We start from the raw sequence: 13965 nt of genomic DNA, 5'->3' as shown, positions 1-13965 counted from the left end.
CAATCCTATATCGATGAGTATACCTACCGATTTAACCGTAGCTTTATGGGGAAAGGTCTATTTGACAACCTTTTAGACAGAATGCTGACCATACAACCGCATTCCTATAAAATGCTTATTACTTAAATGCCTAATTCAATAACAATAATTTGATTGTATTTTGTATTTACATGAACACCCCAATCGCGGAAATACTTTCAGTGCTGACCAATCCCCCCAATAACAAATATAGCAAAAACCCTTTAACGCGTTAGCAAAAGTGCATTACAACTAAGCAAACACCTCCAGACCAACTAGATTAGTTGGACAGATTAAAACTATGTTTTTAAAAGTTCCTCTAACTTATCGAGTTCTTTAATTAATTTAATTTTCTTTTCCTTCATCCTACGTAAGTAGAGCCTATTATAAAAAAAGAGAAATGGAACCACTAAAACAATAGAGATCAATCTGACTTCAATAATGTCATATTTCAATATCAACAAAATAATTTGAATTGTTAGAATAAATATAGTGGCAACAGCAAATAACTGTCTCTTTTTTAATTTGGGCAAATTTTGGACATATTCTAAAACTTTTTTGTCATTTTTTGATTTATCAATTAGTTTAATTTTGAACACAATAAAACTTTTGAGAAAGTATTGATCTATGTCCGACACTGAATTGACATACTTCTTATAACTAACAACTTCTAAAAGAAGTTTTTCCTTTAACTCCCTCACCATCGGATTCTTACCTAATTTAAAAGTTTAAAACAAATAGTTTTATCAATACATTTCACTGAAAATCAATCATTAAAATTCAAATAAATGGTTCAAACCCTAATCGAGCAGATGTTCTCATGCGAGAGCACCCCATTAACGCGTTAGCAAAAGTGCATTACAGCTACGCAAACACCTCCTTAAGCACTGCGAGCGACTTAATGTTGCCAACCCCCTCGTGGTGGTGCTGGTAGTAGTCCACCAGGCCATCGGCCAGCTGGTTGCGCAGGTCACGGTTTAGCTGCAGCTGGTCGATACCAGATAGCGAAGTTTGAAACACCTTAAGCATTAGCCGGCTCAACTGTGCAGGCAGCACAATGGGATGGGCTGGTAGCGTGTCTTGAAACCGCCCATTTTTAATGTCGAAAAAGATGGTGGAAGAGTCATCGGCGGCAATTACGGGATAGAATCCCAAGTAGCGCGAAAGCTGCGCCATGAATACAAGGTGAAAATTGGCAATGCCGCTCTCGGCCGCATCGAGCAGCTCCACCGAATTCCAAAGAAAATTGAAGAGTTCAGGGTTGGGTTCCTCCTCCCTCAGGGTTTTGTGCAGCACCTCGGCCAGAAAAACGGCAATGGCTCCCTTGCGCAGGTCAGAATTGGTATACAAGCCAGAAGAGGGCGAGGCTACCTCCTTAATTCGAAGCAGTGAACCTTTTCGGGGCAGCGAGGCAACAATGGTGAGCAACGACAGCGGCTGAAAAAGGGCCAACTTACCCGGTCGCTTCCCTTTACGCGCAGCGCCATTCACCATAAAACTCTGACGACCCAGCCTATCGGTATAGATGTGAACAATCAGGCTTGTTTCCCCATACCTTACTCCGGAAAGCACCAACCCTCGAAGTTTTTCAAATTCAGGCATCTGGTTTAATGAATAAAAAGCAGCTTGCTTGTTTTTGTTACCACACCGGTGGGGTCGGAACAAAAGATGAGGTAAACTCCCGTACTTACCCGCTGACCATTAAGATTTTTTCCGTCCCACTGAATCTCACCACCCAACGAAACGCCCTCAAATATCAGAAAGCCGTTGATGTCGGTAATTTTTACGGTGGAGTTTGCCATTAAGCCAGCTATGGTAATTACGCCCCTAAAATTATCCCGAACAGGATTTGGGAACGCGTAAATCTTTCCGAAATCGTCGCTACCAGCTATTGCATTGCCGCGATAGCTTACCACACCATGGTCGGTGATAAAAAAAACCTCCCCAGTCTTTTGATCAATGGTTATGTCCAATATATTGTTGGAGGGCAGGGGGCTATTGTCTTTATTAAAAGCAAGCACCTGAGTTACCCCATCAGCCGATTGAAGAAAGGCGCCGCTTCGGCTGGTTCCAAACCATTTTCGGTTTGCACCGTCTACTGCGATTGCCGACACGGCATCGCTTTGTAGAAGGTAGCCAGCTTGTCCGGCAATTTCAATGGGAACTTTAATTTGTTGGGCTGTTACTGTTTGGCTAAAAACGACCGATGGGTTATAGATTACCTCAACACCCTCCTGGGTGCCCAGCCAGATTTTGCCATCACTATCCTCAGCCATCGAAAGAATGTCGTTGGACAAGTTTACACCGTCGGAGTTAACCATTCCAAAGGAGGTAAATCGGTCATCGGCTGAGCTGTAGGGGTCATTCCCCGGGTCGTACACGGCAAGTCCAAGTTTACTGTTTACTATCCATAGATATCCCGTCTCCGGCTGAAAGAGCATTTTACCAAACCTATCGGTGTTTAAATCGGTTGTTTTTGGAAAAGTAACCCAAGTGCCATCCGGCTTCAGAACCGACAGCATGTTGCTTACAGCACGGCTGTTTACCCAAAGGTTTCCTTTTGAATCGAAGCAAAGCCCACCATTTCGAACAAATGGGCCAGGAGGAATAATTGACTTAAGGGGGCTATTGGAATCGGTATAGGTAATCTGAAACTCCAAATCTTTAAAGTAGGATAACCCGCTACCCCAACCGGTAACGTAGAGCTGCGATGGATTATTAGGATTAAACATCGGTTGAACGGCATCATTTCCATTGCCGCCAATCGAAGACCACTGATTATCCTTGAAAATATTTACAACTAAGCTATTCCAGTCACTCTCCGAAACATCGTTATAGCCACCTCGCGAAACGGCAAGAACACCTTGACTCCATGTTGCGCGAAACGACTCATTACTATATGGGCCATTGGGGCGATATGTTTGAACATCTCCACTCCTATAGCGCACCAAGCCATTATTCATGTCAGCAACCCACAATTCACTGCTACCTAGAAAGGCATAGCGCGGCGCAAAGCTTCCGGTGCCGAAATCGTTCACCAGCTGTGTAACACCATCCTTCTGCATCTCAACCCCTTTATCACCAACGAGGCATAGGCCAAAGGGGCTCACGGAAAGAGAATAAATTTGTGTTTGTGCTGTTGTTATACCGCTCCATCCACCAACTTCAGTGTAGCTGTAGGCCTTATCGGGCAAGCCACTCTGACCCTTTTCAATGGCATATAAAACAGCGCTATTGCCACTAACTGCTGAAAAAACATCACCCGCCCCTGGAATAGCAGCCCGCTGCCAATCGCCATAGTAGTAGAGCTGGGGGTCATTCACCGAGGCAAACTTCAACCCGTCGGTTGTAGCGGCATAAATGGTATCTTGAAAAATGGTTGTCGCATACACAGCAATTGAACTACCATTGTCGCCAATGAAATATGTATCCTTAATTTCTGGCACGGAAGGATTGAGCAGCACGATGCCAAACCCGGTTGAGACAAATATCTTACCGTTATACCAGCTAAAATTGTATATGGACTTATCACCAGTTAGGTTTTTGTCCTTAATATCGGTTATGCTGGTGACCTGTCCATTCCTAACCAAGTCGATGCTGCCATCGGTGTAGCCAATGGCAATGGTGGCATTATCGGGCGATACGGCAAAGGCCGAAACGCCAAAAGAGGAGAGTCCATTTACACGGGAAAATTTTGCTAGCTCCCCCGATACAGGATCGTAGCTGTAAAAACCCTCCTCTGTAGGTACGTATATCTTTGAATCAGTAACGCAAAGCCCCTTAACATTCTTATAAGCAAACTGATCGCGCCACTCACCGGGAGCAATCTGACCATGAGCTAAGAAAGTAGCTACTATCAATAATAAGGATAGAAAAGCGATACGTCGGACCATCAATTTTTTATAAAAAACGGATAATGGATTACAATGTTGTAGGCTCGTTGGCAACCGACTTCAGAAAGTTGGACAAGGCAGCCATTGCTCTTGCTCTATGAGAAATGGAATTTTTTAGGTCGGCAGGCATTTCCGAGAAGGTTTGTAAATAGCCATCTGGTATAAATACAGGGTCATAGCCAAAGCCACCCAAGCCTCGACTTTCTAAAATAATTTTTCCGTCAACAATTCCCTCAAAAAGATATTCCTTCCCATCTAGGATCAAGGCCATAACTGTTTTGAAACGAGCCTTCCGGTTGGAAACACCCGCCATTTCCCGAAGTAACTTCTGCAGGTTATCTTGCGAACTTTTACCTGGTCCCGCATACCGGGCTGAGTATACACCAGGGGCCCCATCCAACGCCTCAACCTCCAGACCAGTATCATCGGCAAAGCAGGAAAGTCCAAACTTTGAGTAAACAAACCACGCCTTTTGCGCAGCATTTCCTTCGATGGTATCTTTTGTCTCTGGGATATCGTCAAAAAAGTTGAGCTGACTGAGGTCAGTCAAGTCAAAATTATCTCCGAGCATCGACTGCACCTCCTGCAGCTTATGCCTATTTTGTGTTGCAAAAACTAATTTCATACGCAATTATCAGAGCGGGTTGATGCTCATCACCGGAATATGCCCAGCGTTGGCAATTATAAACTGCTCATGTGGCTCCACAATAAACTTATCTTCGTTATCCTTAGCCGTAGTCATAAGAACAATAAGATCGGCTCTAATATTTACTGCCATATCCAATACCTCTTCAGCAAAATTCTTTACCCCCGGAGCTTCATGTTCAAAGTAGATCGCACCCCTCTCGTCAAGAAATTTTCGTGCAGAAGCCATGTTTAAGTCGATTTTTGCTCGCAACTCAGCCTCCTCAACTTTAGGTTTAATAAGATGAAAGCGAGAAACATAGTATGTGCAAAAATAAGTAATCCAACCATGCTTTTCTCTGTTCTGCTGTGTAAAGTCAACGGGGAATACGATGTCGTCGTACCGGCGATTGATGGGTGGCTCTTGAATGGTAATAAAGGGAACCTTCGACGACACAATAACCTTATGGGCTAAGCTTCCTGTGATCTCCTCCTTGCCTCGAATGCTATGAGATCCCATTATAACCATGTAAGCATCTATTTCTTGTGCAACAACAGCAATATCAATAAAAATGCTTCCTGGGCGAACAATAGTCAGCGGTTCTATGCCATATTTCTCTCTCGTTTTTCTGGACACCTCACCCAACTTATCCTCCATTAAGTAGATTTCGGTTGGGCTGCTAACAATGTAGAGAAGGGTTATTGAATGGTTAACGACCTGTGCAACCCTAATCGCGTGCTGAAGTGCATAATCAGCAACTTGTGAAAAATCGTATGGTACCAGTATGCTCTTCCCCGTATTGTCCATTTTTGCAAAAGTTAATTATGTTTATTTGGTAAAAATCACACCTAATCCTGAATTAAGCGAAATCTCATCGGCTCCATAAACCTCAAAAGTTAATGTAGCGGTAGAAAATATTTACAAACAAATATAGCAAAACCTAAATAAGTTTATCCTAAAGGAACCTTTTACCTTAATTCTTGCGTATTGGCAAGATCAGATGTTCAAAAAACAATCTAAAAAACCAGGTTACAAGGTAAAAATTTTAATTTTCCCATCGTTATCAAGATGCAGTTTTTTAGAAGTAATAATTAGTTGCATTAATTAGGAATCACGTATATTAGACCCATTAAACCACGGGTAAGCTAATGGTCCAAATTTCTTACAGCTAACATGCTCGACGCTTTAGATATCATACTTATAGGAGTATTACTAGGGAGCACGCTACTATTTATTCTCCTTTTCAGGAGACTGAGGAAGGATTTGGTCATAATTGAGTTGAAATTTAGACAAGAGTCAGAAGAGCTAAAGCGTGAGCGTGAGCGGAACAACAATTTATTAAGCCGCGTTGTAAAGCCCGTTCCCCTTGAAAAACAAATATCTGCCGACAAACCGGATACCCAAAAATTCAAGATGGTTACCGTGCTTTTCGCCGATATCGAAGGTTTTACTGGCATTGTAGATGTAATGAATCCTGAAAGTCTGATTGACGAGTTGGACCGTTTTTTTCTGAAATTTGATTCGGTGGTAGAGCACTACAATATCGAAAAGATTAAGACCATAGGCGATGCCTATATGTGTGCCGGAGGCATTCCTGTAAAAAATAAAACAAACCCCGTTGAGGTTATTCTGGCAGCCTTGCACATGAATTCCTATATGAAGGACATGCAGGCACATAAAGGACATGAAGTGTGGTCGCTTAGAATTGGAATTGATACTGGACCTGTAATCGCCGGTACCATTGGAAGTCTAAAACCAGTTTATGATATATGGGGAATGACGGTAAACGTTGCCAGCAGAATGGAGTCATCGTCGGCTGCCGGAAAAATAAATATTACCGAGAACACCTACATGTTTGTGAAGGAGTATTTTAGCTGCACTTACAGAGGCCGAATGCCAGTGAAAAACAAGGGTGATATAAACATGTACTTTGTCGATGGCATTATCCCCCAACTAAGCGTTACCGAGAGGTGCTTTTTGCCAAACAAGGACTTCAACACACAACTACAGCTATTGAGGCTAGGTGATCTCGAAGAGTTTGTGCTGGAGAAACTCGAAAAAGGTCTTCCAAAAAATCTTTACTACCATAATTTAAAGCACACGGTTGACGTTTATACGGAGGTGGAACTTATTGGCCGAGCCGAAGGGCTATCAGAGGAGGAGCTCCTACTCATCCGAACAGCAGCACTTCTGCATGATGCAGGACATCTTCTCGACTATCAATATCATGAGGAAATGGGTGTTAAGCTTGCCAAAGAAATTTTACCCCAGTATCAATACTCTCCAGATCAAATAGAGATAATTAGCAGCATTATCATGGCCACAAAAATGCCCCCAAATCCAAAAAATCTGCTGGAAATGATTATTTGCGATGCAGATTTAGACTATCTTGGCCGCACAGATTTTATCCCCGTCTCCAACAACCTATTTCGAGAGTTGCACGAGCAGGGGAGAATTGAATCGTTGGAAAAGTGGAATAGGCTACAAGTCGATTTTATTGAACATCATCAATACTTTACCCAAACAGCACAGAAGTTACGAAACGTCAATAAAAACATACAGCTTGATAAAATTAGGAGTTTACTAACCAATCCTGTATTGTAAAAAAATAGGATTGGTATTGTAGATTCCCCGAATTTTTCTACATTTATCGTTGATTTATCTGGCATAATATGCTATGGAAGAGAAACAAAAAGTAATACTAGTTCCTTGGGACTTTTCTGCATCTGCTGAACTGGCATTCCAGCATGCGATACAGCTTGCTCAAGCTGCATCGAACGACATACTCCTCTTCCACATTGTTGCACCTAACATTTTCGAGAGCAAGGTTGTTCGACAAAAAAAAGTCGACGTTGCCCGTCATCGTTTGAAAGAGGAGGCGGAACGGCTTTTCGAAAAGTATGGAGTACGGCCAGACACATTGGGGGCGGCAGGAAACTTAAAAAAGGCAATAATTGAAATTCTTGGCGGTGGTCTTATTAACTTAATTGTAGCTTATAAGACCTATACCATAAAGCCTAAAAAAGCCATTGGATCTTCAAAATTTTTGCGAGGAATAAAAAATGCCATAATTCCATTTCTTGTTGTTGAGGGGCCACCAAGCCACTCCCACTACATCGAGATTGTTGTGCCGCTCGACTATGACAGAAAGTACAAGGAAACGGTTCATTGGATAATCCACCTTTCCAAGTATTACAAGTGTAACATCAACCTTATTAAGCCTTTTCTTACCGAAGAAACGAAGAAGCGGAATATGGCGTCAAACATCTTTTTTACAAAGAAGATGCTTGATGGCAATAAGATTGTCTACGGTATTAAGACGGCCAAGAAGAACAAAAGTTTTACGGGAGAGATATACCGATTTGCCCAGAACATTGATGCAGATTTAATCCTCATCATGTCCGATAAATACGATAAGTATGTTCGTGACACTGAAGATGTGGAGGTAGATGTGCGTGTACCAATAATGTGCATCAACCCTCGAATTAGAAAATATCAAAGTTTTTCATAACCAACTTCGAAAATTGGTGAAATTTAAAGGGGCTGTCTAAAAAGTATAGACAGCCCCTTTTAAATACAAAGTCATTCAATAATTTACTTGATTACACCAAGCTTTTTGCCCACCTTAGTAAAGGCCGCAACGCAGCGATCTAGCTGCTCCATCTCATGCGCAGCAGACACTTGAACACGAATGCGCGCCTGTCCCTTTGGAACAACGGGGAAGTAGAACCCAATAACGTAAATACCCTCTTTGAGCAATTCTGCTGCCATATCCTGCGATAGCTTAGCATCGTATAGCATTACGGCAACAATTGCACTCTGAGTTGCCTTGCAATCAAATCCTGCGCTGATCATTTTTTCGGCAAAGTAGGAGGTATTCCTAACCAACTTGTCGTGCAACTCATGACCAGCTTCAAGCATTTTAAAAGTTTCGATGCTGGCACCCACAATGGATGGTGGTACAGAGTTGGAGAAGAGGTATGGACGTGACCGCTGACGGAGCATGTCAATAATCTCCTTACGGCCAGTGGTGAATCCACCACAACCACCACCAAATGCTTTTCCAAGAGTTCCTGTAATAATATCTACTTTCCCATGAAGATTGAACAGTTCTGTAACACCCCGTCCAGTTTTACCAACCACACCAGCGGAGTGACTCTCATCCACCATAACCATGGCGTTATACTTTTCAGCTAGGGCATAGATCTTGTCGAGCGGACAAACATTGCCATCCATAGAAAATACACCATCCGTCACAATTAATCGGAAACGCTGAGCCTGAGCTAACTTAAGCTGCTCCTCCAGCTCCTCCATGTTGGCGTTGGAGTAGCGATAGCGAACCGCCTTGCACAATCTCACACCATCGATGATGGATGCGTGATTTAGCGCATCGGATATAATGGCATCCTCCTCACCTAAGAGAGGCTCAAACACACCACCATTAGCATCGAAGCAGGCAATGTAAAGAATGGTATCCTCCGTTCCAAAGTAATCCGAAATGCGCTGCTCCAACTCCTTGTGCATATCCTGGGTGCCGCAAATGAATCGCACCGACGACATACCAAAACCGTGGCTATCCATTGCCAACTTGGCGGCGTTAACCAACCGAGGGTGATCCGATAAACCTAGATAGTTGTTGGCACAGAAGTTAAGCACATTCTGCCCAGTATTAACCTGTATCTGAGCATTTTGAGGAGATACGATTACCCTCTCCTTTTTATACAAACCAGCCTCTTCGATTTCGGTAAGCTGCTGCTGAAGATGTTTCTTAAAATTACCGTACATAGCATTTGTATTTAATAGGATTGATGCCCAAAATTACGAATAATATCCGTTTACTATTCGGTGCAAACGAATTCTTAGGTAAAATAGAAACCCAAGCAATTGCCAATATATCAAAGAGGTGTAGGAAATATTGGAAAATTTGACCGCATGTTAGGCAGCAGCAATTGAAGCAAAAACTGATAGACAACTAACCAAAACGACCCACAAGAATGACCCGATGTTTGTCCATCCATAGAAAGCAACTTTTTTGTGTTGATTATAAGGATATTTTTGTTCGTTCGTCAAATATTTAGAAAATTATACTTCAGCCAATTAGCCTGTAAGCACTGGCTTTACTACCTATTCACAATATCTATTCAACACAACGAGCTGCATATCAACCCCGAGCAAACTACGAATATAGTTGCATTTTTTATCATAATTACTATATTCGCATGTTGTCAACAAGTTATTAACACAATTAGTAACCGCTTCTCAAATCTACTGCCATGCCCTACCGCCGCCTACCTAACACCGACAATGCCCGACTCAAGGCTCTTCGGGCTGCCTACAAAAAAGGGAAGGATCTCCCACCGTTTAAACTAGCCTATACACAAAGCACGTTTCAACGCATTCAGCTATTTATTCACAATTTCGAACAAGCCATACAGCGCTATAAAAGTGTTTTCGACATTCAGATTGAAAATAGCAAAGAATATGGCAACGTGGCCAAGAAGGCCCGCATCTATATTTCTCATTTTATACAAGTGGTAAACATGGCCATTCAGCGCGGTGACCTTAAGCCATCTGTTCGACTTTTTTACGGTCTTGAAGAAGATGCCAGCAGCATACCCCCTCTTGCCACCGAAAAAGATTTACTGCAATGGGGCCAAAAGATAATTGATGGCGAAACACAGCGTAATGCCAAGGGAATGTCACCCATAACCAACCCAACCATTGCCCTGGTGAAGGTGCGCTTTGAGAATTTTGAAGAGATGTATAAGCAGCAGAAAATTTTTCAACAAAACACTGCACGTGCGCAAGCTGACCTAGAGAATATCCGAAAAACCGCCGACGATATCATCCTTAACATCTGGAACGAGGTAGAAAACACCTATAAAGACCTTCCCGACGAACTCCGACGCGAGAAGGCAAAAGAATATGGGCTGGTATACGTTTATCGCAAGAATGAAATTAACGGACTGTCGCTGCTAGGCCGCTCCATGCAGGGCATTATGTAGCAGATGAAAAAGCATAAAAACGGGCCTTGAGCCCGTTTTTTATTTTACTACTTTCGTCGTTTCTCTTTCAATAAAGTAAACATTGTAGAGAACCAATGCTACCACAGCCATTGACACAAAAAGCATCCAAGAACCAACAGCTACCGGTTCGGAACCTAATGGATCCACTTTGATGCTTCCCTTCACAAACAGGTAGTAAGCGACTACACCAATGCTGTTATTAATAAAGTGAGCGGTCATGGATACCCAAATGCTGGAAGAAAAGTAGAAAAGATATCCAAACAGAGCACCGAGAAACATTCTGGGGAGAAAACCCAAAAACTGAAAATGTACCGCACTGAATACTGCGGCCGAAATCCAAATACCGGCATGAATATTTTTGGTCCATTCTGCAAATAGACGCTGCAAAAGGCCTCTAAAAAAAAGTTCCTCGGCGAAAGCCGGAAGGAGTCCAACTAAAAATATATTGAATAGCAGGCCATTCAGCGTATTAACCTTTAAAAATGCTCGAGTTAGCACCATTCCCTCATTTTCCATTGCCATGGCCCAGTCGGGTAGATGAACCAATCCGTTAAGCTGGCTAAGCAATCCAACCAAAGGAGCAATGGATAACGAAAGCAGTGTGACCAGCAAAAAGGTGCGCCCTTTTGCCAACTTGTTTAGGCGTAAAAAACTAAATGGAGAAGAAGAAAATAGAATGGCACAGATTGCGGCCGGAACTAAGAAAAGCAATATAGTTTGAACTAGCTGTCCCATCTTCAACCACAAAACGCCATTTGCAAGATGTAGTTTACTACCATCGAGATCGGACTGCAATCCTAATAGCTGCACACCCAACCCAACCATAATGGCGATAGCTAAAAAAAACGCAAGCGTCAAAAACAACTTCACTCCAGGAGAAAAAGATTCCAATGCTCGTCTAACCATCTCTTTTTTATTGCAAAGAAAGCTGATTTTTCCGCATACAGCGAAGCTATTAACCCACTTTAAGAATATGGATGAATTGGTATCTTTGCAAAAAACACAACTCGTGATTATTGACAAATTAGACCTAGGCCACCAACCGGTGATTCTGGCTCCCATGGAGGACGTAACCGACCCGTCGTTTCGATACATGTGCAAGCATTTTGGAGCCGACATGATGTTTACCGAATTCATCTCCTCCGATGGCCTCATTCGCGATGGCAAGAAATCGGTGGCCAAGCTAAACATTTTTGATTACGAAAGGCCTATTGGCATACAAATATACGGACACCTCATCGATGCCATGGTGGATGCGGCTCTACTTGCAGAGAGGGCCAATCCAGAGGTTGTCGACATTAACTTTGGATGCCCAGTAAAAAAAATAGCTTCGCGTGGAGCCGGTTCGGGTATGATGCGCGAACCGGACAAGATGGTGGAGATGACACGCCAAATTGTTAACGCCGTGAAGCTGCCCGTCACTGTTAAAACTAGGCTTGGTTACGACGATAGCAGCAAAATAATTGTGGAACTCGCCGAACGGTTGCAGGATGTCGGTATAAAAGCGCTCACTATTCATGGAAGAACGCGCGCCCAGATGTACAAGGGCGAAGCCGACTGGTCGCTAATTGGTGCGGTGAAGCAAAACCCGCGTATGCATATTCCAATCATTGGCAATGGGGATATTGACGGTCCCCTAAAGGCCAAGGAAATGTTCGACCGGTATGGCGTTGACGCAATTATGATTGGTCGCGCCACCTACGGCAGACCATGGATATTTAATGAGGTAAAACACTACCTTCAATCAGGCGAGCTACTCGAACAGCCTTCAGTTATTGAACGAGTAGAGATTGCTCGAATGCACTTCCAAAAATCGCTGGAGATAAAGGGTGATCGGGTTGGCGTTTTTGAAATCAGGCGCCACTTTGCCTCCTACTTCAAAGGATTGCCCGACTTTAAGGAGACCCGCCTCAAGTTGGTAACCACCACAAACCCTGATGAGATTTTTGGTCTCCTAGATTACGTAGCCGACAAATGGGGAGATTTTGAGGAGATTAAAAGCATGCTGCACAAATCGCCCTTAAGCGGAAAAGAGTAAGGAATGAAGAGAAAAGAATTGATCTTCAGGGAAATAAAAAAGCCTCGACTCTCGTCGAGGCTTTGCTCCTCTTCTAGGACTTGAACCTAGGACCCCCTGATTAACAGTCAGGTGCTCTAACCAACTGAGCTAAAGAGGAGTGTTTTCCTTTATTTGCGTGGCAAAAGTAGCAGGATTTTTTATTTCGTGCAATAGAGCTGAAAAAAAAACTCGTTTTTTTTAAATATTTATGATAACAATTTCATAATATTCTAAAATAGAGCAAACTATTTTTTCTTTAATCGGATAGGTTTACCTTTGTGCGTTTTTTGCAAACAAATAAAATTCCGAAATGAAAGGTGAGGTAATTGGCTTGGGCAATGCGTTAGTTGACCTGCTAACAAGTATTGAGAGTGACGATCTATTAGTGCAGCTCGGAATGCCAAAAGGTAGCATGCAGCTGGTTGACGAGGTAAATATGCAGCGCGTGCTGGATGCCACCAAAAACCTCAAGCGCGATCGGGCAAGTGGAGGATCTGCTGCCAATACCATTAGCGGCATGGCCATGCTTGGCGTTAAAACCGGCTACATAGGAAAGGTGGGACGGGACGAAACTGGTGAATTTTTCCGCAGAGATATGGAAAAGGCAGGTATTACACCTGTTTTACTCGAAGGTAAAGCACCTTCGGGCGTGGCCATTGGACTTATAAGCTACGATTCAGAGCGAACATTTGCAACCTACCTAGGCGCTGCCATCGAACTTATCCCCGAAGACCTTACCGCATCTATGTTCCATGGCTACAAATATTTCCACATAGAAGGCTATTTGGTTCAAAATCAACAGCTCGTTCGCCGTGCCATGGAGTTGGCAAAGCAGGAGGGGTTAAAAATTACGCTCGACTTAGCCAGCTACAACGTGGTGGAGAGTAACCTAGAATTTTTGAAAGAGGTTGTAGAAAAATACGTCGACATTGTATTTGCCAACGAGGAGGAGGCACGATCGTTCACCGGAATGGAGCCACCCGAGGCAGTGGTAGAAATTTCCAAAATTTGTGATATTGCTGTAGTTAAGGTTGGCAAGAACGGATCCTACATCAGAACCAACAACGTTACCTATAAGGTTGAGGCTGTGCGTGCCAACAGCATCGATTCAACAGGTGCTGGCGACCTCTACGCTGCAGGATTCCTATACGGACTGCTCCAGGATTACCCAATGGACATTTGTGGAACCCTTGGCTCTGTTTTGGCAGCCAACGTTATTGAGGTTATGGGGCCAAAAATGAACGACGAGCGTTGGGCTCGCATACACCAAATTGTGAAGGAGACGGTAATAAACAAATAGAATAAAAAACCCAGTGACACAAAAGGCCCAACATTGGGCCTTTT

12 protein-coding genes and 1 tRNA gene are annotated in these 13965 nt (G+C 43.1%); 6 read left to right on the top strand and 7 right to left on the bottom strand.

The features are described from left to right. On the top strand, positions 1-126 hold a 126-nt coding region (locus VMW01_14175), incomplete at its 5' end, for an IS1595 family transposase (GenBank protein ID HUW07393.1). 756 nt (positions 127-882) lie between these two features. On the opposite strand, the gene recO is transcribed toward VMW01_14175, so the two are convergent. The 4 genes from recO to VMW01_14155 are packed head-to-tail and all read right to left on the bottom strand — an operon-like array spanning position 883 to position 5343. Further along, a complete protein-coding gene (gene recO / locus VMW01_14170) occupies positions 883-1620 on the bottom strand; it encodes a DNA repair protein RecO (protein ID HUW07392.1) in 738 nt (245 codons plus the stop codon). A gap of 5 nt (positions 1621-1625) precedes the next feature. Continuing rightward, positions 1626-3911: a two-component regulator propeller domain-containing protein gene (locus VMW01_14165; protein ID HUW07391.1), complete on the bottom strand. Its 2286-nt coding sequence runs from the start codon at positions 3909-3911 to the stop codon at positions 1626-1628. A 28-nt stretch (positions 3912-3939) separates the two neighbouring features. Continuing rightward, positions 3940-4536, bottom strand: a complete 597-nt coding sequence (locus VMW01_14160; protein HUW07390.1) for a non-canonical purine NTP diphosphatase — start codon at positions 4534-4536, stop codon at positions 3940-3942. A gap of 9 nt (positions 4537-4545) precedes the next feature. Beyond that, entirely contained in the window at positions 4546-5343 is a 798-nt protein-coding gene (locus VMW01_14155) for a universal stress protein (protein HUW07389.1), read from the bottom strand. A gap of 366 nt (positions 5344-5709) precedes the next feature. On the opposite strand from VMW01_14155, the gene VMW01_14150 reads away from it, so the two are divergent. Together VMW01_14150 and VMW01_14145 are read left to right on the top strand one after the other, a co-directional pair. After that, entirely contained in the window at positions 5710-7140 is a 1431-nt protein-coding gene (locus VMW01_14150; protein HUW07388.1) for an adenylate/guanylate cyclase domain-containing protein, read from the top strand. Positions 7141-7213: 73 nt separating this feature from the next. Then, the gene (locus VMW01_14145; protein ID HUW07387.1) at positions 7214-8047 is read left to right on the top strand and encodes a universal stress protein; all 834 of its coding nucleotides are present in this window, start codon (positions 7214-7216) and stop codon (positions 8045-8047) included. 83 nt (positions 8048-8130) lie between these two features. Here VMW01_14145 and kbl read toward each other — a convergent pair whose 3' ends face one another. Continuing rightward, positions 8131-9321 carry a glycine C-acetyltransferase gene (gene kbl / locus VMW01_14140; GenBank protein HUW07386.1) on the bottom strand — a complete coding sequence of 397 codons (1191 nt, stop codon included), beginning with the start codon at positions 9319-9321 and terminating at the stop codon, positions 8131-8133. Positions 9322-9809: 488 nt separating this feature from the next. Between kbl and VMW01_14135 the strand changes: the two genes are divergently transcribed. Beyond that, complete coding sequence (locus tag VMW01_14135) at positions 9810-10541, top strand: hypothetical protein (protein HUW07385.1); 732 nt, start codon at positions 9810-9812, stop codon at positions 10539-10541. Between the two features lie 39 nt (positions 10542-10580). Here the strand turns inward: VMW01_14135 and VMW01_14130 are convergent, their stop codons facing one another. After that, positions 10581-11468: a type II CAAX endopeptidase family protein gene (locus VMW01_14130; GenBank protein HUW07384.1), complete on the bottom strand. Its 888-nt coding sequence runs from the start codon at positions 11466-11468 to the stop codon at positions 10581-10583. A gap of 103 nt (positions 11469-11571) precedes the next feature. Between VMW01_14130 and dusB the strand changes: the two genes are divergently transcribed. Further along, positions 11572-12600 (top strand): tRNA dihydrouridine synthase DusB, encoded by a 1029-nt coding sequence (gene dusB / locus VMW01_14125; GenBank protein ID HUW07383.1) that lies wholly within the window; start codon positions 11572-11574, stop codon positions 12598-12600. Between the two features lie 65 nt (positions 12601-12665). Here the strand turns inward: dusB and VMW01_14120 are convergent. Then, positions 12666-12739, bottom strand: a tRNA-Asn gene (locus VMW01_14120). 192 nt (positions 12740-12931) lie between these two features. Here VMW01_14120 and VMW01_14115 point away from each other — a divergent pair. Further along, a complete protein-coding gene (locus tag VMW01_14115; GenBank protein HUW07382.1) occupies positions 12932-13921 on the top strand; it encodes an adenosine kinase in 990 nt (329 codons plus the stop codon). The last annotated feature ends 44 nt before the right edge of the window (positions 13922-13965 follow it).

Source organism: Williamwhitmania sp. (genome assembly GCA_035529935.1).
Taxonomy (GTDB): domain Bacteria; phylum Bacteroidota; class Bacteroidia; order Bacteroidales; family Williamwhitmaniaceae; genus Williamwhitmania.
The sequence above is the reverse complement of the archived record's forward strand: the minus strand, read 5'-3'. Positions and strand labels throughout refer to the sequence as shown.

Excerpts from the sequence above, each read along its gene's own strand:
- recO (HUW07392.1), bottom strand. The coding sequence starts at position 1,620 with ATGCCTGAATTTGAAAAACTTCGAGGGTTGGTGCTTTCCGGAGTAAGG.
- VMW01_14165 (HUW07391.1), bottom strand. The coding sequence starts at position 3,911 with ATGGTCCGACGTATCGCTTTTCTATCCTTATTATTGATAGTAGCTACT.
- VMW01_14160 (HUW07390.1), bottom strand. The coding sequence starts at position 4,536 with ATGAAATTAGTTTTTGCAACACAAAATAGGCATAAGCTGCAGGAGGTG.
- VMW01_14155 (HUW07389.1), bottom strand. The coding sequence starts at position 5,343 with ATGGACAATACGGGGAAGAGCATACTGGTACCATACGATTTTTCACAA.
- VMW01_14150 (HUW07388.1), top strand. The coding sequence starts at position 5,710 with ATGCTCGACGCTTTAGATATCATACTTATAGGAGTATTACTAGGGAGC.
- VMW01_14145 (HUW07387.1), top strand. The coding sequence starts at position 7,214 with ATGGAAGAGAAACAAAAAGTAATACTAGTTCCTTGGGACTTTTCTGCA.
- kbl (HUW07386.1), bottom strand. The coding sequence starts at position 9,321 with ATGTACGGTAATTTTAAGAAACATCTTCAGCAGCAGCTTACCGAAATC.
- VMW01_14135 (HUW07385.1), top strand. The coding sequence starts at position 9,810 with ATGCCCTACCGCCGCCTACCTAACACCGACAATGCCCGACTCAAGGCT.
- VMW01_14130 (HUW07384.1), bottom strand. The coding sequence starts at position 11,468 with ATGGTTAGACGAGCATTGGAATCTTTTTCTCCTGGAGTGAAGTTGTTT.
- VMW01_14115 (HUW07382.1), top strand. The coding sequence starts at position 12,932 with ATGAAAGGTGAGGTAATTGGCTTGGGCAATGCGTTAGTTGACCTGCTA.